Below are 19,917 nucleotides of genomic sequence, written 5' to 3' on the forward strand. Positions count from 1 at the left end.
AGGAAAGATGATGGCTAAAAAAATGCCTGAAATTGGAGATTATAAATATGGGTTCCATGATAAAGACGTTTCTATTTTCCGTTCAAAACGTGGATTAACTCGGGAAATCGTTGAGACAATTTCAAATATGAAAGAAGAACCTCAATGGATGTTGGATTATCGTTTAAAATCTTTGGAAATTTTTTATTCAAAACCAATGCCACAATGGGGTGGAGATTTAGCTCCACTGAACTTCGATGAAATTACGTATTATGTAAAACCATCAGAAGCGACTCAAACTTCATGGGATGAAGTGCCTGAGGAAATTAAACGTACATTTGATAAACTTGGAATTCCAGAAGCAGAGCAAAAATATTTATCAGGAGTTTCTGCTCAATATGAATCTGAAGTCGTTTACCATAGCATGAAACAAGAACTTACTGATATGGGAATTATATTTAAAGACACCGGTGCAGCTCTTCGTGAAAATGAAGAACTTTTCAAAAAATACTGGGGTACAATTATTCCGAATACAGATAATAAGTTCGCAGCATTGAACTCAGCAGTATGGTCAGGTGGATCTTTCATCTATGTGCCACCAAATACTAAAGTAGAAACACCGTTACAAGCATACTTCCGAATTAACTCGGAAAATATGGGGCAATTTGAGCGTACGCTTATCATCGTTGATGAAGGTGCACATGTTCACTATGTTGAAGGTTGTACGGCACCTGTATACACAACGAACTCTCTACACAGTGCAGTTGTTGAAATTGTTATAAAAAAAGATGCATATTGCCGTTACACAACCATTCAAAACTGGGCAAATAATGTCTATAATTTAGTTACAAAGCGTGCAGTTTGTGATGAAAATGCAACAATGGAATGGATTGATGGAAACATCGGTTCTAAATTGACGATGAAATACCCAGCAGTCATCTTAAAAGGTGAAGGTTCACGTGGTATGACATTATCAATTGCCATTGCAGGTAAAGGACAACATCAAGATGCAGGAGCGAAAATGATTCATTTAGCGCCAAACACTTCTTCAACGATTATCTCTAAATCAATTTCGAAGCAAGGTGGTAAAGTAACTTACCGCGGTGTTGTTCGTTTTGGTCCTAAAGCATCTGGTGCACGTTCAAACATTGAATGTGATACGTTAATCATGGATAACTTGTCTACTTCTGATACTATTCCTTATAACGAAATTTTGAATGACAATGTATCTTTAGAACACGAAGCTAAAGTTTCAAAAGTGTCTGAAGAGCAATTGTTCTACTTGATGAGTCGAGGAGTTTCGCAACAAGAAGCAACAGAAATGATTGTAATGGGCTTTATAGAGCCATTTACAAAAGAATTACCTATGGAATATGCAGTTGAGATGAACCGTTTGATTAAGTTCGAAATGGAAGGCTCAATCGGCTAAATATCTAATTTCCTTAAAACCTCGCCTTAAGGCGAGGTTTTCTTTGTTTGATGTAAGATATGATATGATAATGAACAAATGGATTTAGATATGTTTGAAGGAGAATGGGTATGGAATATGTACTACTGGCACTAGTTGGGTTATTTTCTGGCGTTGTAGGTGCCTTAGTAGGTCTTGGTGGAGGTATTATCCTAGTGCCAGCTACTCTTTTCTTAGGGGGATCAATTGGATTAATTCCAGGGATTACTCCTCAGAATGTTGTAGGGCTATCTGTTATTATGATGATTTTTACAGGCTTAGCCTCTACGTTAACGTTCATGAAAGCAAGGACTGTAGATTATCGAAGTGCTCTCATCTTCTTTGTAGGAAGTGTGCCTGGTACTATTTTAGGGGCATGGGTAAACAAAGGATTAGACTTGCCATCATTTAATTTATACTTTGGGATTTTATTAATTATGTTATCTACCTTATTAATGGTTAGAAAATATATAAAACCAGTCAAATGGTTTGTTAATAACGGCAAGAAGAAAACTTTTACAGATACTCATGGAAAAAACTATGTTTATGGTTACCCGGTATGGTTTGCTCTTATTTTAACATTTGGTGTTGGTTTTGCATCTGGATTATTTGGAATCGGTGGTGGGTCCATCATTGTACCAGCTATGATTTTATTATTCTTATTCCCCCCACATGTAGCGGTTGGTACTTCGATGTTTATGGTCTTTTTATCAGCTTTAGTAAATTCAGCTAGTCATATTTCTTTAGGCAATGTGCCATGGTTGTATACACTTCCAGTTATACCAGCAGCCTTTATTGGAGCAAAAATTGGAGCAACTTTAAATCAACGTATTAAATCGGAAACATTAGTTGTTGCTTTGCGTATAATCTTATTATTACTCGGTGTTCGTTCGATTGTAGCGGGGCTGATGGGATAAGGAGTTGACCAAATGATTGAAACCATTCACTTTTATCATACCAATGATTTACATAGTCATTTTCAACATTGGCCACGAATTCATGAACTCGTAACAACACGAAAAAAATGGCATCTCGAAGAAGGCGAATCAAGTTTTACTTTAGATCTTGGTGATCATATCGATCGTTCACATATCTATACAGAGGGAACATTAGGTAAAGGAAATGTTGATCTTTTAAATAAAGCACAATACGATGTGGCAACTATTGGAAATAATGAAGGAATTACACTTTCGCACAATGAATTAGAAAACTTATATCTTCATGCTCAATTTGATGTAGTAGTTGGAAACTTGATTGATCAAGATGGAAAAATACCAAAGTGGCTAATTCCAACAACTATATTGACAACTATATATGGAACGAAAATTGGTGTAACAGCACTTACAGCTGAATACACACTATTTTATAGTCAATTGGGATGGCAAGTAACTGAAGCATTTAATGCTTTGAGTAATCAATTAATGGAGTTAAAGAAAAAAACAGATATCATTATCTGCATGTCCCATTTAGGTATAAATGAAGATGAGATAATGGCAGAGAAATTTCCTGATATTGACGTAATCTTCGGTGCACATACACACCATATTTTCCACGAAGGAAAATTAATTAATAATTCTCTGTTAGCTGCAGCTGGTAAATATGGCTATTATGTTGGACATGTTACCCTGGATTTCGATTTAGAAACGAAATTGATTGCAAAAAAACAAGCTCATTTATATGATACAAATGAACTGAAAGAATGTGCAAATGAGGATGAATTTCTAGAAGAATTAGCTAATATTGGTAAAGCTAATTTAATGGAAACTGCATTTATCCAAAATGAGACGTTTAAGAAAGAGTGGTTTAAAGAATCTGCTTTATCAACTTATTTTGGTAAAGCATTAACTGCATTTTGCCAAACGGATTGTGCCTTATTTAATGCTGGGTTATTTTTGTCAGATCTAAAAGAACAGGAAGTCTCATATTTTGATATTCACAAAATGATGCCACATCCGATTAATCCATGTGTAATTGAACTAACAGGTGAAGAGTTAAAAGATATATATTTATTGTCGTTAAATGAAAGTTGGCCAAATTTAGAGATTAAAGGTTTAGGTTTTCGTGGTGTTGTGATGGGAAAAATGATTACACATCAATTTACAGTTGTTGATCAAGTATTATTTGTTCAAAATAGACGGATAGAACCAACAGAAATTGTTCGTTTAGCTACCATTGACATGTTCACATTTGGTTACTTTTACCCCAAATTTAAAGAGTCACCAAAGACTTATTTTATGTCTGACTTCATTCGAGATGTTTTAATTGTGTATGGACAAAAACAACACCTTATATAGGTATAAATGAACCCTCCTTGTCGTAACATGACGTAGGAGGGTTTTCGTGCGACTACGTAAAGTTTCTAAAAGGTCAATCTATTGGAAAGGCAAGAACATTATCCCAGTGTTATTTGTTTTTGTCGTAATTTCTGTTGGCTTAATGTTTTATCTCGTGAATGTTCGTTTAACCCCAATCTATTTACAGTATGCTGAGGTACAATCCAAAAAAATCGCATCTCTTGTTGTTAGTAAAGCCATTAACTCTCGAACCGCAGATTTAATGAATGCAACTGATATCATAGTTGAAGTTCCATCAGAATCCCCAGGTACTGTGACAACTCAATTTAATACGGAAATAATTAATCGTGTTCAAGCTGATATCATAACCTTAGTACAGACCCAACTAGAACAAGCTGAAAAAGGCAACTTGGCCAATTTACCTTATTTGGATGATATAGAGTATGATCCAGACGCAATGGAAGATAACGGAGGTATTGTATTTTTAGTTCCTATTGGTCAAGCGACAAATATCCCACTACTTGGAAATCTAGGACCTAAAATTCCAATACGATTTCATGTTATTGGAAATTTACAGTCAAACGTAATTTATGATATTCGTGAATTTGGAATTAACAATGCAATGATAGATGTCAGCGTTGTTATTACAGTCAATGTACAAGTTATTGTCCCACTCGCAACAAAAGCGACGGTAATTGAACAAAAAATTCCAGTTGCACTTGGAATAATCTCTAGTCCAGTTCCTCAAATTTATACTAAAGGAAGCGGAGCGAATGCACCACAAGTAGAAGTGCCGTATCAATCTCCTTCCGCACCATAATAAGATATTGCAATAAGATCCGTTTATTGTTAAACTAGGAAATGAAATTAATATCGATGGGTAGAGGCCGCATGACTTATTAGTAACATACGCGAGGATGATAACGAAGACCGTATGTAAAAGGGAGTTTTGCCGAAGTAAAATGATTGTGTCTAACAGTATTTTATTGGGGTTATTCTAAATAAGAATAACACTATCATTTATAGGCGAAACGCATATAAATGGTGAGCTACAGATCGTGGGTAGGGTACATCAATTTGTCTATTCGCAACTTGTCTGGGCTGGTTTCTTAACATTCAATTTGAATGTTAAAGATTCCAGTCTTTTTGTATGTTTACTCGTATTCTGTGACCACCCCCATGCGGAGGAGGAACATAGGTATGTCAGGAACTATATTATCAATTTTACCCCCAATACTTGCAATTGTGATGGTCTTACTTACACGTCGAGTACTGATCTCACTAGGTACAGGTATCGTTTTAGGAGCTTTACTAATTCATTCATTCTCACCAGGTAAATCGCTAGTAAGCTTGTGGCAATCATTCCAAGTGACATTTTGGGATGGTGGACTAAATACGTATAATGTCTTTATTATTCTCTTTTTATTTTTACTAGGCATCATCACAGCTTTCGTTAGTTTATCTGGAGGAAGTCGTGCATTTGCAGAGTGGGCAGTAAAGCACATTAAAACAAGAAGAGGAGCAAAGCTATTAACTGCATTTCTTGGTGTGATAATCTTTATAGATGATTATTTTAATGCTTTAGCTGTTGGACAAATTGCACGTCCAATAACGGATCATCACCGTATCTCACGTACGAAGTTAGCATACTTTATTGATTCAACATCTGCACCGGTTTGTGTAGTTTCACCAGTATCAAGCTGGGGAGCATATTTAATTGGTTTGATTGGGACAATACTGGCTACTCAATCAGTTATAACATACTCACCATTAACTGCATTTATCATGATGGCACCAATGAATTTTTATGTAATTGCAGCACTTGCTATGGTGTTTTTCGTAGCGATTACAGACTTCGATTTATTGGAAATGAAAAAACATGAACGTAGAGCAATCGATACAGGGGAAGTATTTGATCCAAGAAAAGATATCCCTGGTCAATTAAAAGAAGATTTCCCTGTTCATAGTCACGGTAAAGTGAGTGACTTAGTTCTACCAATTGTTACACTTGTAATTGCGACAATCGGAGCAATGCTATTTACAGGATATCAAAATGCAGGTGTTCTAGATATTTGGGCAATTTTTGAAAATACTGATGTACCGAAGTCATTGTTAATTGGTGGTACTGCAGGTGCAGTTGTATCTATTGTTCTTTATCTCTTACAGTTTGGGAAAAATGAAAAAGCCAACCTTTCATATCTAAGTAAAGGAATTTGGAGCGGAATTCAATCCATGCTACCTGCTGTGTTAATATTAGTTTTTGCCTGGTCATTAACGTTTATTATAGATAAGCTTAAAACAGGCGAATATTTAGCTCAAGTAGTAATCGATGCTAATCTGCCAATAGGTTTATTACCAGTTATTCTGTTTATATTAGCTGGAGGTATGGCATTTGCAACAGGTACCTCATGGGGGTCTTTCGGAATTTTATTACCTATTGCTGGAACGATAATGATTAGCGCTGATCCTACGATGTTATTACCTACTTTAGCTGCAGTGCTAGGAGGGGCCGTGTTAGGTGATCATTGTTCACCGATTTCAGATACGACCATTTTATCTTCTACTGGTGCTGGATGTAATCATATTGATCACGTCACGACTCAACTACCGTATGCATTAATTTCAGCAGCCGTTGCATCAGTTGGGTACTTAGTACTAGGATTAACTGGGTCCGTTTGGTTATCATTGGGACTTGTAATAACTATTCTTGCAATACTATTTTATGTTCTAATTAAGATGAGCGAAAAATCGACAAATTAATAGGTAAACATATACAGAGCGAGGGTTTATTCCCTTGCTTTTTTATTTATTTAATAATAGTTTATTATATAAAAAAACATCTTTACAAGTTAATTCACTATAGTATACTAGTTTTAGATTAATAAATAATCTGAATATAAACAAGCTTCCTAATATTACAATAGTACTTTTGGGGGCGAAATAAAAAGGAGGAAAAAAATATGGAAAAACGTTCTCAATGGGGATCACGAGCCGGATTTATTCTAGCTGCAGTTGGTTCCGCGGTAGGACTCGGAAATATTTGGCGGTTTCCGTATGTAGCTTATGAAAATGGTGGAGGAGCTTTCTTTATCCCGTACTTATTCGCTCTTTTAACAGCAGGTATTCCTATTCTTATTTTAGAATTCACTATGGGACATAAGTATCGCGGTTCGGCACCATTATCATTCTTCCGCATGGGCGGTAAAAAAGCGGAATGGCTTGGTTGGTGGGCAATCTTTGTTTCTTTTGTAATTTCCACATACTATGCAGTCATTATTGCCTGGGCAATGAAATACACAGTGTATTCAGTCAACCAAGCATGGGGAGATGACACGGCGGGCTTCTTATTTGGAACAGTCTTAAAACTAGGGGATGTACCTGGTGAAGTTGGCGGTATCGTTCCAGGAGTCGCAATACCTTTAATACTTGTTTGGGCAATTACATTTGGAATCCTATTTGCAGGTGTTAAAAAAGGAATTGAAATTGCTAATAAAATTTTCATACCAACACTTGTTGTAATTTTCTTAATGGTTGTAATTCGTGCACTTACACTAGACGGAGCATACCTTGGTTTGAATGCATTCTTTGAACCTAACTTCTCTCAGTTAAGTGATCCTAAAGTATGGGTTGCTGCCTATGGGCACATATTCTTTAGCTTATCAATCGCTTTTGCCATTATGATTACGTATTCTAGTTATCTTCCAAAGAAATCGGATATTACGAACAATGCGTTTATTACTGGATTTGCTAACTCCGGCTTTGAGTTGCTTGCAGGTATTGGAGTATTCTCAGCTTTAGGGTTTATGGCTGCACAACAAGGCGTAGAAGTGGCTGACGTTGCATCTGCAGGTGTCGGTTTAGCATTTGTTGTATTCCCGCAAATTATTAGTGAGTTCCCAGGAATGAACGGACTATTTGGCGTCTTGTTCTTCTTGTCACTTGTGTTAGCAGGTTTATCATCACTAATTTCAATTTGTGAAACGTATGTTGCTGGTTTCACTGAGAAGTTCGGAATATCTCGTAATAAAGCGGTTACATTTGGTGTAGGTGTCGCTGCTGTAATTTCCTTATTATTTGCAACAAATGGCGGTTTGTACTTCCTTGATGCTGCTGATTACTTTATCAACCAATTCGGAGTAGCAGCAATCGGTTTAGTTGAAGTCGTTGCAATTGCTTGGTTCTTTAAAAAGCTTCCATTATTCGAAGACCACGCAAATGCTGTTTCGGACATTCGTTTAGGCGCATGGTGGAAAATATGTTTGAAATTTGTAACTCCTTTAGTTTTGGGCTACATGATGTTTGGTTTATTGAAACTGAATATAACAAAAGGTTTTGAAAGTGATTCAGGTAACTATGAAGGATATTCAAATACATTTATTCTTTATAGTGGATGGTTTGTTGCTTCTGGTGCTATCATTTTAGGCTTTGTGTTTACAGCTATTAAATGGAATAAAAATACGGATGTTGATGCATATCAACATACAGATGGCGAATAAGGGGGACTTCAAATGTCAGTATCTGCAATTGTTATGATGATTATTGGCGTCACAATCATTTGGGGCGGCCTAGCTGCAAGTATCGTATATGCTGTATCAAAATCAAGAGAAAAATCAAGACAAAATTCATAATAAAAAGCGTCTCTCTCATAGAGACGCTTTTTTGTTTTATATGTCTTCGATGGTTGTGAGACGATGCCTAATATGGTACATTGTCAATAGTGAGTAAATTGCCTACATAGTCAGAATGGGGTTGATAAGCATGACATCAAAACAAACACATATTCGAAAGCCTGCCTGGTTAAAGATTAAATTAAATACAAACGACAACTACAAAGGTCTAAAAAAAATAATGCGTGAAAACAATTTAAATACTGTATGTGAAGAAGCAAAATGCCCAAATATTCATGAATGTTGGGGGACTCGTCGTACAGCAACTTTTATGATTTTAGGTGCAATTTGTACGCGTGCATGCCGATTCTGTGCAGTCAAAACAGGTCTACCGAATGAACTTGATTTAGGTGAACCAGAACGCGTAGCAGATTCAGTCGTTTTGATGAATCTAAAACATGTCGTAGTAACGGCTGTCGCACGCGATGACTTAAAAGATGGTGGTGCTGTTGTATTTGCCGAAACAGTGCGAGCGATTCGACGTAAAAATCCGTTTACAACGATAGAAGTATTACCTTCAGATATGGGGGGAATTGAAGAAAACTTACAAATGCTTATGGATACAAAACCAGATATCTTAAACCACAATATAGAAACAGTGCGACGATTAACACCTAGAGTTAGAGCACGTGCAAAATATGATAGATCTCTTGAATTTTTACGTCGTTCAAAAGAAATGCAACCTGAAATTCCAACAAAATCATCTTTGATGATTGGGCTGGGTGAAACGAAAGAAGAAATTATCGAAGTAATGGACGATTTGCGATTAAACAACGTTGATATCATGACAATTGGCCAATACTTACAACCTTCTAAAAAGCATTTAGTGGTTCAAAAATATTATTCTCCACTTGAGTTTGGAGAACTTCGTAAGATTGCCATGTCTAAAGGGTTTTCACATTGTGAAGCAGGACCACTGGTACGTAGTAGTTACCATGCGGATGAACAAGTGAATGCAGCTGCAAAAGAAAAACAGCGTATTGGTGATGAGCAAATAGCTCTTGCAACGAGTTGATGGAGCGTGAATTGATGATTACAATTGATCGCTGGGATTATAAAATAGTGACTGATTACCGGGAAGCGTTTAAAGAAGAGGCTTTTCAAGAGCGCTACAGTGAAATTTTGAACAAGTATGATTACATCCTAGGGGACTGGGGATATGGTCAACTTCGTTTAAAAGGTTTTTTCGATGATAAAAATCAAAAAGCAACGTACGATACAAAAGTGAGTACGCTACAAGATTACCTATATGAGTATTGTAATTTTGGCTGTGCCTATTTTATTTTGAAAAAATTTGGTCCAGCAAAACAAGTGGAAGTATCAACTGAAACAGAAGAATTACCACATGTAGAAAACCTTGGTTTTGATGAGCAATCATCTTAGTCAAGGTTTTTATCTTTTCAGGTAATTAATTTCTTAATATCAATTAATTAGTTATCACTTTGAGGAGAGTTAGCGATATAATTTACATCTTCTACTTCTTAATAGACGAGAATACGATACATACCACTGTTCTACTCCCCTTAGTAATTATGGTATCATAGGATGGAAAAACAAATAACTAGAACACAAAAGAGGGGAATACCTATGTATTTTGTTGACCGTAAAAACATTAGTTTGACATTATCTTATATGAAATCAATTGTACAATTGGTGAATGAGTCACCAGATTTAACTTCAAATGACCTTAATAAACTTGCTTTGGAGCGTATAACACAAAATATTATAGAATCCATTATTGATGTAGGAAATTCAATGATCGATGGTTTCATTATGCGTGATCCAGGAAGCTATGATGACATTATTGATATTTTAACTGATGAAAAAGTAATTACACCTGAAATGGATGCACCTTTAAAAGCAGTAATTTTACTCAGAAAAATGCTTGTACGGGATTTCATCAGTGTAAATCATCAAGAATTAGCAAAAACACTACAAGCTAATATACAGATATTAAGACAATTTCCCAATAGCATTGAACATTATTTAACACATGAACTTGGACCTGTGTCTGCATTCTTACCTGAGGAGCAATCGTGAAAGCTTACAAAGGATATTGTATTGATTTAGATGGCACTGTGTATCGAGGGAAAGAACCTATAATGGAAACTGTCCAATTTATTCAACTTTTGCAGGAACAAGGTATAGAACCGTTCTTTGTGACGAATAATGCCTCTCAAACACCTGATCAAGTGTTGAAGAAACTCAAAGGGTTTGGAGTGGATGCAAAGCGAAGTCATATCATGACATCTGCTATGGCAGCGGCTAAATATATTGCGTTACATTACTATGGAAAAGACGTTTCGATGATAGGGGATAGTGGGTTGCGAGAAGCGCTTAATGAAAATGGCGTAAATATTGTCCTAACTTCACAAGATGTATTTGTAATCGGAATGGATCGTGGTATTACATACGAAAAACTTGCCCAAGCTTGTTTAGATGTTAGAAATGGTGCAGTTTTTATTTCAACCAATAGTGATCGGGCATACCCTAGTGAAAGAGGGTTTTTACCTGGGAACGGTGCATTTACAACTCTAATTCAAACCTCAACAGGTGTTGACCCAATATTTATTGGAAAACCACAAGGTCATATGCTTGAAATCATTCAACATGAACACCAATTTGCAAAAGAAGATATGGTGATGATTGGGGATAATTATGATACAGATATTTTGGCAGGAATTGAATTTGGAATAGATACTATTCATGTAAATACGGGCATTACATCTACAGAAAAAGTGCTATTAAAATCATTACGGCCTACTATGACGATACAAAATTTACTAGATTTAGTATAGAAAAAGGAGCTGCATCATCGCAGCTCCTTGTCTTCAAAAAAGTGGATTTTCATCTATATATGCATATATCTTCTTCGTAAGTTCATCTGGAGAATCTGCTTGCACAACGTCGCCATTTACAACCGCAAAAAAAGACTCTGCACATTTTGTGCAATAACTTAAACAACCATACTCTAGAACGTCTAAATTGGGATCCCGTTCTAATTCTTCAAATGTTTTTTGTGATCCATTTGCCAAGTTACTGACACAAAATTCAACCATTGGATTCACGTTCTTCACCTCACTACATCGCAATGCTACTCTTTTTTTTTCCGTTCGTCAATTAGGGTGCCTTATTGTGAAACTTGTCACAATGATTTATAATAACTTAGAGATAGTCTGTATTTAAAGGAGCTTTTTATGAAAAATTTAGTATTGCTAGGTGGCGGTTACGGTAACATGCGTGTGTTGCTTCGTTTATTGCCAAATAATTTTCCCGAAGACGTGCAAATTACGTTAATAGATCGCACACCATTCCATAGTTTGAAAACAGAATTTTATGCATTTGCTGCAGGAACTGTACCTGACCAAGAGGTTCGTGTTCCATATCCTGAACATGAACGCTTAAAAATGGTTTACGGAGAAATAGTGGAAATAAATCGTGAAGAAAAAATGATTGTATTATCAAATGATACGCGTGTTCCTTATGATGATGTCGTTATTGGTTTAGGTTGCGAAGATAAATATCATGATGTACCAGGTGCAGATGAATTTACCTATAGCATTCAAACAATAGGGCGTGCCCGGGAGACATTTAATAAATTGTGTGGGTTACCATCAGGTTCTGTTGTTGGGATTGTTGGAGCAGGTTTAAGCGGAATTGAACTTGCAAGTGAACTTCGCGAGTCACGCCCTGATTTAGGAATTAAATTATTTGACCGTAGTCCTCGTATTTTACGAGACTTTCCTGAACGTCTAAGTAATTTTGTGAAAAAATGGTTTGATAAACACAATGTAGATGTTGTAAGCAATTCTAACATTACAAAAGTAGAACCCAATACTTTGCATAATCATGAAGAGACGATTGAAGTGGATGCTGTTGTATGGACAGCAGGTATTCGACCTGTTGAGCCAGTGCGAAACTTAGCTACAGAGACAGATTCAATTGGTCGAGTGATACTGTCCCAATACCATCACTTACCTGAGGATGAAAATGTCTATGTTGTTGGTGATTGTGCAGCATTGCCTTATGCACCAAGTGCGCAAGTAGCAGAAGAGCAAGCAGAACAGATCGTTCAAGTCCTTCAAGCACGCTGGAAAGGCAAAGAGTTACCTGAAAAAATGCCTGAAATTAAACTTAAAGGATTCCTAGGTTCTTTAGGAAAGAAACAAGGCTTTGCTTACTTAGCCGACCGCACTGTTACTGGACGTATCGCACGAATGATGAAGTCTGGTGTCTTGTGGATGTATAAGTGGCACAACGGGTAATGAATAGAAAAAGGCCTAGAAGGGAAAAATAACTTCTAGGTCTTTGACTTTATTTGTATGAATCTACACCTACAAAACCATACTTCTCAAGTTCTGCAAATACAGGATTTAATTGAATATTTCCTTCACCAATCACTTCTCCTTCAATTAAAACGAGTGGATAGAAGAATTCATCCTCTAAAACACGATTTGCTATATTTTGTTGCCGTTCGTTTTCAATTGGCTTTTGAATATCAATATACATTATTTTATAAAGTTGATTCGGGTACTTTCGATTGATAGCTGCTTGCAACCATTCGTATGTATCCCTAGAGGTTGGTGCATTTGCACAACTAGCGCATATAATATCAGCACCGAAGATTTCAATTAAGAGTGTTTTTTGGTCCATGTTATTAATTCCCCTTTAGTAGGTACTGTTGGATTTTTTCATCTCTTCACATTATAATATTTATAAGGGAAGGAGTCGAAATAAATGACTGATACAATGATGACAGATCAAGTTCAAGAAGTACTAGATAAATTACGTCCATTCTTACTACGTGATGGCGGAGATTGTGAACTTGTTGATATCGAAGATGGCATTGTCAAACTTCGTCTTCTTGGCGCATGCGGAAGCTGCCCAAGTTCTACAATTACGCTAAAATCAGGAATAGAACGTGCACTTTTGGAAGAAGTTCCAGGAGTCATTGAAGTAGAACAAGTTTTTTAATTAGAAAAGCTTAAGGCGCTACGTTTGCTCACTGCCGATAGAGAGACCGAATCGAAAACTAGTTTTCGGAAATAGGTCTTGAAACGAAGGTGAGAGATGGGACTTGTAGATAGTAACTAAGGGGCCTATTACGGGCTCCTTTTTTAAAAGTATCTTTACATTCATTATACCCAATATACTAAATAAAAGGACATTCAATATAAATTGATGTTCTTGGATGTTTAGCTTAAAAGTTGGTATCATATAACTATGGAAGGAAGGTGTAACGGATGACACAGATTGTCGAATTATCAGAAGCTGCAGCTTACCAAGTGAAAGAAATGATGACCCATAATGAAGAACAGGGCTCATTTTTACGTGTAGCTGTTCATGGTGGCGGATGTAGTGGTTTATCATACGGAATGGGTTTTGAACGAGAGAAATCAGATTCCGATACAGTTTTAGAACAACACGGATTAACTATTTTAGTATCAAATGAAGATAAAGCAATTATTAATGGAACAGTTATTGATTATAAACAATCTCTAATGGGTGGCGGATTCACGATTGAAAATCCGAACGCTATCGCATCTTGTGGTTGTGGCTCATCATTTACTACAGCTACAAAAAAAGGAACTCCAGAGAATTGCTAAGACCGAATCTATTTCGGTCTTTTTTCTGTAAATTCAAACCTTTTATACTTCATAAGATTATATTGAATTCAATACACAAAAGGTCTATTATTGTAAATAGTACGTTTGTCGAAAATATAGACAAATTAGCTGAGTTATCAAAACATAGAAATATCTCTTTTTGATTAAAGAGAATGTATATAAAACAAATAGAAGGTGGTTTGAATCTTGGTGAAAAGACCGAAAATTTTAGTATTAGGCGCCGGGTATGGCGGATTATCAACAGTAGTTAACTTGCAAAAAAATATTGGGTCAGATGTTGCAGATATCACATTGATCAATCAAAATGATTACCACTATGAATCAACTTGGTTACATGAGGCTTCAGCTGGGACATTACGTCCAGACCAAGTACGTTTTGACATTGCAGATGTAATTAAAGCTGATAAAGTGAAATTTGTTAAAGCATCAGTTGAAGGAATAGACATTTCTGGTAAACAAGTGACAACTGATACTGGCGTATTTTCTTATGATTACTTAGTAATTGGTCTTGGATTCGAAGGCGAAACTTTTGGTATTCCAGGTCTAGATAAATATGCTCTATCTATTGCTAATGTAAAAGCAGCTCGACAAATACGTGAACATATTGAATATCAATTCGCTACATGGTCACTAGAAGAAGTAAAAGACGACAGCCGCTTAACAATAGTTGTTGGGGGTGCAGGATTTACTGGGATCGAGTTCTTAGGTGAACTAGGTAATCGTGTTCCTGAACTTTGTAAAGAGTTTGATGTACCACAAGAAAAAGTTCGTGTTCTTTGTGTAGAAGCAGCTCCAATGGTATTACCAGGATTTGATCCGGAATTGGTAGAATACGCAGTTGGACATCTTCAAGCAAAAGGAATTGAATTCTCAATTGGAACGCCAGTTGTTGAAGCAACTCCAGAAGGCGTTAAAATTAAAAAAGGTGAAGACGAGTTTGAATTTGTGAAAGCTGGTTCAGTTGTTTGGGCTGCAGGTATTCGCGGAAACCGTTTAATCGAACAAACAGGCATTGAAAATATGCGTGCTCGCGTTAAAGTTGAAAAAGATATGCGTGCTCCAGGTCACAATGATGTATTTATCGTTGGTGATTGTGCACTATTGATAAATGAAGAAATTAATCGCCCTTATCCACCTACTGCGCAAATTGCTATGCAACAAGGTGTAACAGTGGCTAAAAACTTACTTTCTTTAATCAAGGGAGAAGAAACTGAAACATTTATACCTGACTTAAAAGGTAGTTTATGTTCACTAGGTGAAGACGATGCTATTGGCGTTGTTTTCGGTAAAAAAGTGACTGGTTCTAGAGCTTCATTTATGAAGAAAATGGTAGATAACCGTGCTCTTTATATGTTAGGTGGCGCTTCACTAGTTGTGAAAAAAGGTAAATTTAACGTTCTATAAAACTTCGTTTATCGTCTCCCATCTGGAGTTTTCAGGTGGGAGTTTTTTTGGACTGAAAAAAGAAAGTATGAGGATTTAAGTGTTCACCTTAGAACTTTTGAGAATCTTATGCTAGCTACTAGAGTCAGCTCTAGGGACCCTTTATGGTGTCAGAAAGCCGAAAGCTTGCCTTTCATTCTTCCAGCACCAGAGTGTCGTGCTAAGATGAGATCTTTCGCTTAGCTTGAAGAAACTTTGAGCCTTGTTTTCATTGAATTAAAACTTTAGTGCTAAAAGACACTTTGCGCTTTTCTATGTTAAAAGAGATGAATTTTCGGATATAAGTATATGTATAGACGTAAGTTAGCACGATTATGGAGGGAATCTATATTTTTCTAATGAGGAGATGATGAAACTAATGGCTAAAAAAGATAGAGGCAAAGTATGGTTAGGCGTATCTGGATTAGTTATTAATCATTTAAATGAATGGCTCGTAGTAAAGAAAAGATATGGGGGACTTGACGGCAAATGGTCATTTCCAGCTGGGTTTGTAGAGCCAGGGGAAACTATTGATCAGGCAGTTTGTCGAGAAGTACAAGAAGAAACTGGAATTGAAACAATGGTTCAGGGTTTAGTTGGATTTAGAACCGGGGTAATTAGAGGTGAAATAAGTGATAACATGGCAATTTTTATTTGTGAAGAAACTAGTCGTGAACAATTGATTATCCCACAATTAAAAGAAGTATATGAAGCAAAGTGGATGAGTCCAGTTGAATTGAGCCAGGATCCACATACGTCTGTCATGATACATGAATTGGCAACAAAGACTTTAGGACAGGGTCTACAAGTAATTGAAGGCATTAACCCTGGTGATGTATTTGGCTATACAAGCTATAAAATGTATTTTTAAAAGAGTTAGAAAACAAGAGAAATATAAAGAAATAACAAGGAAAAGCCTAATGTATTCGTTTACATTTAGGTTTTTCCTTGTTTACAGATTTTTTTGAATATGTTATATTATCAGAATATTATGAATCAGAGGAGATTGTATAAATGACTACTTATAAAAAAGATGTTCAAAACAATGAGTGCCCATACTGTAAAGGGGATGGATATTTTCAATTACGTCTTGGTGGATCAGAAACATGTGCTTGTTGTTCTGGGTCAGGAAGAAAGTAAACTCTAAAAAGGGTTCTTTTCGGTGAAACACCGAGAAGAGCCCTTTTTATTTGATTAAATTCTTACTCTTATCCCAATTCAAATCTCACTACTTTTTGGATAACACAAAATTTGTATGCATAATTAGCATTTTTTAGTAATATTCTCCTATAAATACCCACTTCTATTTCCATAAAAATCCTACCTTAGAATCTATTATATTATTCTGAATATTGTTACAATTAATTAACATTACATCAAGTGCTTGCTTAAATAATAATTTGAGGAGGGAGAAGATGGACAAATACATGTATTTGATCCCGTACGAATTAGTGGAGCAGTTAGAAACGGTGAATGAAATACCAAAAGGAATAGAAATTATTCATGCCCCTGAGATTTGGAATGAAACAAAAGGAAAAGGAATTACAATAGCTGTCTTAGATACAGGCTGTGATACAGATCATCCAGATTTGAAAAATCGAATTATTGGTGGCTATAATTTCACAAGTGATGATGAAGAAGATCCTTTGAAATTTGAAGATTACAATGGGCATGGAACGCATGTTGCGGGAACAATTGCTGCTAGTAGAAATAACAGTGGAGTTGTTGGAGTCGCACCAGAGGCAAACCTATTAATTTTAAAGGTACTTGGAAAAAGTGGTTCAGGAAAATATGATTGGATTATCAAAGCAATCCGCTATGCAATTGACCATAAAGCAGATATTATTTCGATGTCTTTAGGTGGATCATCTGATGTAAAAGAACTTCATGATGTAATAATTGAAGCAGTAAACCAAAATATACTAGTTGTATGTGCTGCAGGCAATGATGGTGACGGTCAAGATTCAACTGATGAACTCGGTTACCCTGGATGCTACAATGAAGTGATTAGCGTAGGTTCAGTTAATTTAGAAAGACAGTCCTCTGAATTTACTAATTCGAATAATCAAATTGATTTAGTAGCCCCTGGAGAGAAAGTGACATCAACTTATCTTAATGGGACTTATGCTACACTAAGCGGCACCTCTATGGCAACTCCCCATATATCAGGTGCATTGGCTTTATTAAAAGTAATATCCAATTCTTCATTTGAAAGAGATTTAACCGAACCTGAGTTGTATGCTCAATTGATAAAGAGAACAGTTCCACTTGGTAACTCGCCAAAAATTGAAGGGAACGGACTGATTTACTTAACCCTTTTAGATTATGTGGAAAATGTGTTTAATCAACAAACTGTGAAAGCGTTTATTAATATATAAATGAAAACAGATGCCATCTATTCCTAACAAGGCATCTGTTTTTTAGTACATGTTTTATCCATTCAACACGTCCCCTTCAAGCCATTCCTATGCCCAATAAACCGCTGATAAGGCCTAACCCAAATGAAGAAATTAAGAAATATCAAACTAACGTTATGTACCTTAAAATTATTGGAGATAGTAATGAGTTAATGGAATGCTATTTGAAACTTTTATACCAACTATTATTTTTCATTATAGGTTGTGAAATCTTTCCATAATTCTTCTTTAATATATAACTACTAATAAAAGAAGGAGAGGATAATTCATGTACAATTTCGATGTACCCTTATGGACAATGATCTTAGGGAATTTTGGATTTCCAATTGCTATTACTATCTATTTGTTCTGGCGGTTTGAAAGAAGAATTGAAAAGTTAGAAGACGCAGTTTCACAGCTTTCTGATGTAATAAAACATTATTACTATTGAACGAGTTGAAGAAATGGAATATGAGTAATTAATAAACTTTCAAGTTTGATTAGATAATAACAGATAAAGGTACTATCTTTTTTTTACCACATAACGGAACTAACGTTCTTTATGGGAGGTATTAATTTGAAAGATTCTTATAATCAAAGTATTGAAACGTATCTTAGTAAAATTGAAAAGCATATGAAAAATCCTATTATAAAATCGTTCTTAAATATAGCGGAAAATATGGATCTCTTAAAAGAAGTGATTAACAATCCAACAAGCATATTAACGAAAAAGCTAGATGATACGTTCAGGGAATTTTATTTTAGAATCAGATTTACCAGTTATTTGTCTCAAGCCATCTATTTTAATGCCATAAATTATGATAAGAAAGTAAAATTGTTTTCAGATAGAAATAAATCAATTTTGGATATACCCATAAAAGATAAGAAAGGTAGAACGGTAATTGAGTTTTTTTGTTCAATGGAATGGAAGGATTACCAAGAAGATTGTATTTATTCTTCAAATATTAAAGACCATTTAACAAATGACTCATTATATAAAGGGATTGAACAGTTAACAGAAAATCAGCGACAACTATTAAGTTTGGCATATATATTTGATTTAACTGACTCTGAAATAGCAACATATTTTAATGTATCCCAACAAGCAGTTTCCAAAAGTCATAAAAAAATATTGAAAAAGTTAAGAGAAATTATTAAAAATGGATAGAGAGGGAAGGGGTTTGAATGAATAGGAGTCTATTTACACTAGTTAAACAATCAAGAACGGATAACAACTCACTAAAAATCGTGATTGATTTATTTTCTCCTAAAATTCACAGGTCATTACAACAAACAAAAAAGCAATTTAGGGAAGATTTATCCCAAGAATTAAAAATTAAAATAGTAGATTGCACTAGAAATTATGATGTTGATAAGATACCCGGATATTTTCAAATGTTAGATCTTCTTGAAAGGAAAGGAATGCAAAATTACGACGAAGGGGATAAAGAATTATAGTTTTAAAATACAAATTTGGTAACATAGTGTGGTAGTTAGACACAGGTCTGTACTATTAATTAGTATTACACAAACATGTTTATTGAAAGGAACATATCATTCATGTAAACTGTTGAAAGGAAGCATGGAGGGAAGATTTTAATGGATGGTAATTTTACACTTGTAACAGCTATGTTATCAGTATTATTATTTTTAGTAATGTTTTTCGGTATCGCCTTTTTAATCAATATGTTACTTCGCGCGACCTGGTTAATGGCTATTGTCTATCCTATCGTGGTCATATTAATTATTGATGAAGTTGATTTCTTTGATTATTTCACAGCACCGACAAAGGCATTTCTAGCGCTTGGAGACAAACTAATGTCACTCCATTTCGCAGATATTTTAGTTTTATCAAGTGGTTTACTTGGTGCAATTATTGCTGGAATTGTGATTAAAATGTTACGTAAAAATGGATATCAAATGTTTTAACAATGAAAAGCGCAATTCAAGCACTATAAGACCAGCTCCGAAATGAATCAAAAACTATTACTTTGAATGAGTTTCTGAAGCGAAGATCTAGGTTGTTCTGTGGAACTAGATGCGATTATCATTAATTTGTAAAAAAGCAGTGAACTCATTATGAGT

The 19,917-nt window shown here is 35.5% G+C and carries 24 protein-coding genes and 1 riboswitch; of the genes, 22 read left to right on the forward strand and 2 right to left on the reverse strand.

Annotated elements, in window-relative coordinates:
- Nucleotides 1-10 precede the first annotated feature (10 nt).
- From sufB to E2636_RS05100, 11 genes are all read left to right on the forward strand, one after another.
- The gene (gene sufB / locus E2636_RS05050; RefSeq protein WP_017379126.1) at nucleotides 11-1,408 is read left to right on the forward strand and encodes a Fe-S cluster assembly protein SufB; all 1,398 of its coding nucleotides are present in this window, start codon (nucleotides 11-13) and stop codon (nucleotides 1,406-1,408) included.
- Nucleotides 1,409-1,518: 110 nt separating this feature from the next.
- A complete protein-coding gene (locus tag E2636_RS05055; protein WP_134209247.1) occupies nucleotides 1,519-2,343 on the forward strand; it encodes a sulfite exporter TauE/SafE family protein in 825 nt (274 codons plus the stop codon).
- Nucleotides 2,344-2,355: 12 nt separating this feature from the next.
- Nucleotides 2,356-3,720, forward strand: a complete 1,365-nt coding sequence (locus tag E2636_RS05060; protein WP_134209248.1) for a bifunctional metallophosphatase/5'-nucleotidase — start codon at nucleotides 2,356-2,358, stop codon at nucleotides 3,718-3,720.
- A gap of 46 nt (nucleotides 3,721-3,766) precedes the next feature.
- On the forward strand, nucleotides 3,767-4,540 hold the full coding sequence (gene yunB / locus E2636_RS05065) for a sporulation protein YunB (RefSeq protein ID WP_134209249.1): 774 nt from the start codon (nucleotides 3,767-3,769) through the stop codon (nucleotides 4,538-4,540).
- 53 nt (nucleotides 4,541-4,593) lie between these two features.
- A riboswitch (Lysine riboswitch) is annotated at nucleotides 4,594-4,780 on the forward strand.
- 140 nt (nucleotides 4,781-4,920) lie between these two features.
- Nucleotides 4,921-6,480: a Na+/H+ antiporter NhaC family protein gene (locus E2636_RS05070; protein ID WP_134209250.1), complete on the forward strand. Its 1,560-nt coding sequence runs from the start codon at nucleotides 4,921-4,923 to the stop codon at nucleotides 6,478-6,480.
- Between the two features lie 200 nt (nucleotides 6,481-6,680).
- The gene (locus tag E2636_RS05075) at nucleotides 6,681-8,216 is read left to right on the forward strand and encodes a sodium-dependent transporter (RefSeq protein WP_134209251.1); all 1,536 of its coding nucleotides are present in this window, start codon (nucleotides 6,681-6,683) and stop codon (nucleotides 8,214-8,216) included.
- Nucleotides 8,217-8,228: 12 nt separating this feature from the next.
- The gene (locus E2636_RS05080) at nucleotides 8,229-8,348 is read left to right on the forward strand and encodes a methionine/alanine import family NSS transporter small subunit (protein ID WP_134209252.1); all 120 of its coding nucleotides are present in this window, start codon (nucleotides 8,229-8,231) and stop codon (nucleotides 8,346-8,348) included.
- A gap of 130 nt (nucleotides 8,349-8,478) precedes the next feature.
- Nucleotides 8,479-9,402, forward strand: coding sequence for a lipoyl synthase (gene lipA / locus E2636_RS05085; protein WP_017379787.1), 924 nt, complete (start codon nucleotides 8,479-8,481; stop codon nucleotides 9,400-9,402).
- Nucleotides 9,403-9,416: 14 nt separating this feature from the next.
- Nucleotides 9,417-9,770, forward strand: a complete 354-nt coding sequence (locus E2636_RS05090; RefSeq protein ID WP_134209253.1) for a YutD family protein — start codon at nucleotides 9,417-9,419, stop codon at nucleotides 9,768-9,770.
- 204 nt (nucleotides 9,771-9,974) lie between these two features.
- The gene (locus E2636_RS05095; RefSeq protein WP_134209254.1) at nucleotides 9,975-10,427 is read left to right on the forward strand and encodes a DUF86 domain-containing protein; all 453 of its coding nucleotides are present in this window, start codon (nucleotides 9,975-9,977) and stop codon (nucleotides 10,425-10,427) included.
- On the forward strand, nucleotides 10,424-11,185 hold the full coding sequence (locus E2636_RS05100) for a TIGR01457 family HAD-type hydrolase (RefSeq protein WP_134209255.1): 762 nt from the start codon (nucleotides 10,424-10,426) through the stop codon (nucleotides 11,183-11,185). The genes E2636_RS05095 and E2636_RS05100 overlap by 4 nt, the downstream gene beginning before the upstream one ends.
- Nucleotides 11,186-11,218: 33 nt before the next feature.
- Here E2636_RS05100 and E2636_RS05105 read toward each other — a convergent pair whose 3' ends face one another.
- On the reverse strand, nucleotides 11,219-11,455 hold the full coding sequence (locus E2636_RS05105; protein ID WP_017379783.1) for a YuzB family protein: 237 nt from the start codon (nucleotides 11,453-11,455) through the stop codon (nucleotides 11,219-11,221).
- Between the two features lie 129 nt (nucleotides 11,456-11,584).
- Here E2636_RS05105 and E2636_RS05110 point away from each other — a divergent pair, with 129 nt between their 5' ends.
- Nucleotides 11,585-12,652 carry an NAD(P)/FAD-dependent oxidoreductase gene (locus E2636_RS05110; RefSeq protein WP_134209256.1) on the forward strand — a complete coding sequence of 356 codons (1,068 nt, stop codon included), beginning with the start codon at nucleotides 11,585-11,587 and terminating at the stop codon, nucleotides 12,650-12,652.
- Between the two features lie 49 nt (nucleotides 12,653-12,701).
- Here the strand turns inward: E2636_RS05110 and E2636_RS05115 are convergent, their stop codons facing one another.
- Nucleotides 12,702-13,040, reverse strand: coding sequence for a YuzD family protein (locus tag E2636_RS05115; protein WP_134209257.1), 339 nt, complete (start codon nucleotides 13,038-13,040; stop codon nucleotides 12,702-12,704).
- Between the two features lie 84 nt (nucleotides 13,041-13,124).
- Between E2636_RS05115 and E2636_RS05120 the strand changes: the two genes are divergently transcribed.
- From E2636_RS05120 to E2636_RS05160, 10 genes are all read left to right on the forward strand, one after another.
- A complete protein-coding gene (locus E2636_RS05120) occupies nucleotides 13,125-13,361 on the forward strand; it encodes a NifU family protein (RefSeq protein WP_017379725.1) in 237 nt (78 codons plus the stop codon).
- A 269-nt stretch (nucleotides 13,362-13,630) separates the two neighbouring features.
- Complete coding sequence (locus tag E2636_RS05125) at nucleotides 13,631-13,993, forward strand: HesB/IscA family protein (protein ID WP_134209258.1); 363 nt, start codon at nucleotides 13,631-13,633, stop codon at nucleotides 13,991-13,993.
- Nucleotides 13,994-14,203: 210 nt separating this feature from the next.
- Entirely contained in the window at nucleotides 14,204-15,418 is a 1,215-nt protein-coding gene (locus E2636_RS05130) for an NAD(P)/FAD-dependent oxidoreductase (RefSeq protein WP_134211755.1), read from the forward strand.
- Nucleotides 15,419-15,815: 397 nt separating this feature from the next.
- A complete protein-coding gene (locus E2636_RS05135) occupies nucleotides 15,816-16,307 on the forward strand; it encodes an NUDIX domain-containing protein (protein WP_134209259.1) in 492 nt (163 codons plus the stop codon).
- 143 nt (nucleotides 16,308-16,450) lie between these two features.
- Nucleotides 16,451-16,576 (forward strand): YuiA family protein, encoded by a 126-nt coding sequence (locus tag E2636_RS18905; protein ID WP_166669483.1) that lies wholly within the window; start codon nucleotides 16,451-16,453, stop codon nucleotides 16,574-16,576.
- Between the two features lie 275 nt (nucleotides 16,577-16,851).
- Nucleotides 16,852-17,814 (forward strand): S8 family peptidase, encoded by a 963-nt coding sequence (locus tag E2636_RS05140; RefSeq protein ID WP_134209260.1) that lies wholly within the window; start codon nucleotides 16,852-16,854, stop codon nucleotides 17,812-17,814.
- A gap of 307 nt (nucleotides 17,815-18,121) precedes the next feature.
- The gene (locus tag E2636_RS05145) at nucleotides 18,122-18,283 is read left to right on the forward strand and encodes a YvrJ family protein (protein ID WP_017379719.1); all 162 of its coding nucleotides are present in this window, start codon (nucleotides 18,122-18,124) and stop codon (nucleotides 18,281-18,283) included.
- Between the two features lie 126 nt (nucleotides 18,284-18,409).
- The gene (locus E2636_RS05150; protein WP_134209261.1) at nucleotides 18,410-19,000 is read left to right on the forward strand and encodes a sigma-70 family RNA polymerase sigma factor; all 591 of its coding nucleotides are present in this window, start codon (nucleotides 18,410-18,412) and stop codon (nucleotides 18,998-19,000) included.
- Between the two features lie 17 nt (nucleotides 19,001-19,017).
- Nucleotides 19,018-19,290: a helix-turn-helix domain-containing protein gene (locus E2636_RS05155; RefSeq protein WP_134209262.1), complete on the forward strand. Its 273-nt coding sequence runs from the start codon at nucleotides 19,018-19,020 to the stop codon at nucleotides 19,288-19,290.
- Between the two features lie 141 nt (nucleotides 19,291-19,431).
- Entirely contained in the window at nucleotides 19,432-19,761 is a 330-nt protein-coding gene (locus E2636_RS05160) for a YuiB family protein (RefSeq protein ID WP_134209263.1), read from the forward strand.
- Nucleotides 19,762-19,917 lie beyond the last annotated feature (156 nt).

The sequence above is a fragment of the Paenisporosarcina antarctica genome, from assembly GCF_004367585.1.
GTDB classification, from domain to species: Bacteria; Bacillota; Bacilli; order Bacillales_A; family Planococcaceae; genus Paenisporosarcina; species Paenisporosarcina antarctica.

What these genes read in the sequence shown, in the direction of transcription:
- sufB (WP_017379126.1), top strand. Translation starts at nt 11, where the DNA reads ATGGCTAAAAAAATGCCTGAAATTGGAGATTATAAATATGGGTTCCAT.
- E2636_RS05055 (WP_134209247.1), top strand. Translation starts at nt 1,519, where the DNA reads ATGGAATATGTACTACTGGCACTAGTTGGGTTATTTTCTGGCGTTGTA.
- E2636_RS05060 (WP_134209248.1), top strand. Translation starts at nt 2,356, where the DNA reads ATGATTGAAACCATTCACTTTTATCATACCAATGATTTACATAGTCAT.
- E2636_RS05070 (WP_134209250.1), top strand. Translation starts at nt 4,921, where the DNA reads ATGTCAGGAACTATATTATCAATTTTACCCCCAATACTTGCAATTGTG.
- E2636_RS05075 (WP_134209251.1), top strand. Translation starts at nt 6,681, where the DNA reads ATGGAAAAACGTTCTCAATGGGGATCACGAGCCGGATTTATTCTAGCT.
- E2636_RS05080 (WP_134209252.1), top strand. Translation starts at nt 8,229, where the DNA reads ATGTCAGTATCTGCAATTGTTATGATGATTATTGGCGTCACAATCATT.
- lipA (WP_017379787.1), top strand. Translation starts at nt 8,479, where the DNA reads ATGACATCAAAACAAACACATATTCGAAAGCCTGCCTGGTTAAAGATT.
- E2636_RS05090 (WP_134209253.1), top strand. Translation starts at nt 9,417, where the DNA reads ATGATTACAATTGATCGCTGGGATTATAAAATAGTGACTGATTACCGG.
- E2636_RS05095 (WP_134209254.1), top strand. Translation starts at nt 9,975, where the DNA reads ATGTATTTTGTTGACCGTAAAAACATTAGTTTGACATTATCTTATATG.
- E2636_RS05110 (WP_134209256.1), top strand. Translation starts at nt 11,585, where the DNA reads ATGAAAAATTTAGTATTGCTAGGTGGCGGTTACGGTAACATGCGTGTG.
- E2636_RS05115 (WP_134209257.1), bottom strand. Translation starts at nt 13,040, where the DNA reads ATGGACCAAAAAACACTCTTAATTGAAATCTTCGGTGCTGATATTATA.
- E2636_RS05120 (WP_017379725.1), top strand. Translation starts at nt 13,125, where the DNA reads ATGACTGATACAATGATGACAGATCAAGTTCAAGAAGTACTAGATAAA.
- E2636_RS05125 (WP_134209258.1), top strand. Translation starts at nt 13,631, where the DNA reads ATGACACAGATTGTCGAATTATCAGAAGCTGCAGCTTACCAAGTGAAA.
- E2636_RS05135 (WP_134209259.1), top strand. Translation starts at nt 15,816, where the DNA reads ATGGCTAAAAAAGATAGAGGCAAAGTATGGTTAGGCGTATCTGGATTA.
- E2636_RS18905 (WP_166669483.1), top strand. Translation starts at nt 16,451, where the DNA reads ATGACTACTTATAAAAAAGATGTTCAAAACAATGAGTGCCCATACTGT.
- E2636_RS05140 (WP_134209260.1), top strand. Translation starts at nt 16,852, where the DNA reads ATGGACAAATACATGTATTTGATCCCGTACGAATTAGTGGAGCAGTTA.
- E2636_RS05145 (WP_017379719.1), top strand. Translation starts at nt 18,122, where the DNA reads ATGTACAATTTCGATGTACCCTTATGGACAATGATCTTAGGGAATTTT.
- E2636_RS05155 (WP_134209262.1), top strand. Translation starts at nt 19,018, where the DNA reads ATGAATAGGAGTCTATTTACACTAGTTAAACAATCAAGAACGGATAAC.
- E2636_RS05160 (WP_134209263.1), top strand. Translation starts at nt 19,432, where the DNA reads ATGGATGGTAATTTTACACTTGTAACAGCTATGTTATCAGTATTATTA.